The organism is Selenomonadales bacterium (assembly GCA_017442105.1).
Lineage (GTDB): Bacteria > Bacillota > Negativicutes > RGIG982 > RGIG982 > RGIG982.
Map to the genome: position 1 here is coordinate 1 of JAFSAX010000204.1, position 2,604 is coordinate 2,604.

A 2,604-nucleotide genomic window follows, 5' to 3' on the forward strand; every position below is an offset into this window, starting at 1 on the left:
ACAGAAGAGGCCAAAACGCTTCTTGATCAGATCGCTAAAGCAGGCTTTAAGATCATGATCTTCAGTGGTGGCGAACCGCTCATGCGCCCTGATATCATTGAACTTGTTGAGCACGCTGTATCGGTCGGCCTCCGTCCTGTATTCGGTACGAACGGTACGCTTATTACAGAAGAAATGGCGCATCGCTTGAAAAAAGCAGGCGCTATGGGGATGGGTATCTCGCTCGACTCGCTTGATATCGAAAAACACAACAAGTTCCGTAAGTTCCCTAATGCGTGGGAAGGTGCTGTACAAGGTATGCGCAACTGCCGTAAAGCAGGTCTTCCGTTCCAGATCCATACGACGGTCATGGACTGGAATTCGCATGAACTTGAGGCTATTACGGATTTTGCTGTAGCAGAAGGTGCGGTTGCACATCACTTCTTCTTCCTTGTGCCGACAGGTCGCGGTGCGAACATCGAAGAAGAGTCGCTCCGTGCCAAAGCATATGAAGAAGTACTTGAACGCATCATGAAAAAACAGCAGGAAGTTCCGATCGAACTCAAACCGACTTGTGCACCGCAGTTTATGCGTATTGCCGCGCAGCTGGGTATGAAAATGCGTTTTGGTCGCGGTTGTCTTGCAGGTACTTCGTATTGCATCATCAGTCCGCGCGGTAAAGTACAGCCGTGTGCATATCTCAATATTCCGCTCGGAGATGTGCGCGAAACGCCGTTCGATGAGATTTGGAAAAATAATGAAGTTCTCAATGAGCTTCGTACGCTCAACTACAAAGGAGGCTGCGGTACTTGCGAGTACAAACGTGCTTGCGGTGGCTGCCGTGCGCGTGCCGCATACTACCATGATGGCGACTATATGGCAGAAGAACCATGGTGCCTCTATCATGGCAGAACGGGCATAGAATAAGCTTGCATAATGAAGAGCTGTATAGTATGATATGAATATGTAGTGACGATGACCTTTTAGGAAGTCAGAACTTCATGTGAATAATGCTGACAAGCATAACAAAGACAACTGAATCATAAGAATGACCGTGTTCTGCGTAAGAGGGTCTTGACCCGACGATAAAGGCATGAGATATGTTCGTATGTTATATCACGATATAATGATACGCCAATTCCCTATGCCTTATCGGTGTAGGGAATTTTTGTTTTGAAGAAGGTGAGAGGTTGGAAACAAGGGTTGCCTTATTAGGTATTATTATCGGTTCGGATACAGCCGTAGAAAAAGTCAATCAAGTGCTTCATGAATATCGAGAGGATATTGTAGGACGGATGGGACTTCCGTATCCGAAACAAGCTGTTTCGATCATCAGTATTGTGCTCGATGCGCCGCAAGCGCGTATCAGTGCACTATCCGGAAAACTCGGCATGATCCCGAATGTTACTGCGAAAACAGTCTATTCCAAAATGCCGCAAGAAAAATAAACAGGAAAGAAGAGATAAGTATGTATAATCCGAAATCGAAAGTTGCAGAAGAATTTATCCATCATGGAGAAATATTAGAATCGATCGCCTATGCGCAGGAAAATAAGGCGAATCGTGAATTGATCGAATCGATCATCGAAAAAGCAAGAAAATGCGAAGGCGTTACGCATCGTGAAGCAGCTGTACTTCTTGAATGTGAGCTTGATGACCTCAATCAAGAAATGTTCAAGTTGGCACGTGAGATCAAAGAAAAATTCTACGGCAGACGCATCGTTATGTTTGCGCCGCTCTATTTGTCCAACTATTGTATTAACGGCTGTGTATATTGCCCGTATCATTTCAAAAATAAAAATATTTCGCGTAAAAAATTGTCGCAAGAGGATATCAAACGTGAAGTAATCGCGCTTCAGGATATGGGACACAAACGCCTTGCGCTCGAAACAGGTGAGGATCCGATCAACAATCCGATCGAATATGTACTTGAAAGTATCAAGACGATCTATTCGATCAAGCATAAAAACGGTGCGATCCGTCGTGTCAATGTCAATATTGCGGCAACGACGGTCGAAAATTATCGTAAGTTAAAAGAAGCAGGTATCGGTACCTACATTTTGTTCCAAGAAACGTATCACAAAGAAAACTATGAAAAACTTCATCCGACGGGTCCGAAACACGATTATGCTTATCATACGGAAGCAATGGACCGTGCGATGGAAGGCGGTATCGATGATGTTGGTATCGGTGTATTGTTCGGTCTCAATATGTATCGCTATGACCTTGTAGGTCTTTTGATGCACGCAGAACATTTGGAAGCAGCGTTCGGTGTCGGACCGCACACGATCAGTGTACCGCGTATTCGTCCTGCTGATGATATTGATCCGTCCAAGTTCACGAATGCTATCTCGGACGATATTTTTGAAAAAATCGTTGCTATCATTCGTATCGCTGTACCGTACACAGGCATGATAATCTCTACTCGTGAATCGCAGGCAACGAGAGAACGTGTGCTTGAGCTCGGTGTATCGCAGATCAGCGGTGCATCCAGCACGAGTGTCGGTGGTTATGTAGAAAAAGAAGCTGAAGATGATAACTCGGCTCAGTTCGAGATCAGCGACAACCGTACGCTCGATGAAGTTGTCAACTGGCTCTTGACACTTGGCTATATTCCGAGCTTCTG

The 2,604-nt window shown here is 45.3% G+C and carries 3 protein-coding genes; all 3 read left to right on the forward strand.

Annotated elements, in window-relative coordinates; all coding sequences use genetic code 11:
* The coding region (gene nirJ2 / locus IJN28_07990; protein ID MBQ6713707.1) for a putative heme d1 biosynthesis radical SAM protein NirJ2 at positions 1–906 on the forward strand (906 nt) is incomplete at its 5' end.
* 263 nt (positions 907–1,169) lie between these two features.
* The gene (locus IJN28_07995) at positions 1,170–1,427 is read left to right on the forward strand and encodes an iron-only hydrogenase system regulator (GenBank protein MBQ6713708.1); all 258 of its coding nucleotides are present in this window, start codon (positions 1,170–1,172) and stop codon (positions 1,425–1,427) included.
* Between the two features lie 20 nt (positions 1,428–1,447).
* A partial coding sequence (gene hydG / locus IJN28_08000) for a [FeFe] hydrogenase H-cluster radical SAM maturase HydG (GenBank protein MBQ6713709.1) occupies positions 1,448–2,604 on the forward strand: 1,157 nt, incomplete at its 3' end.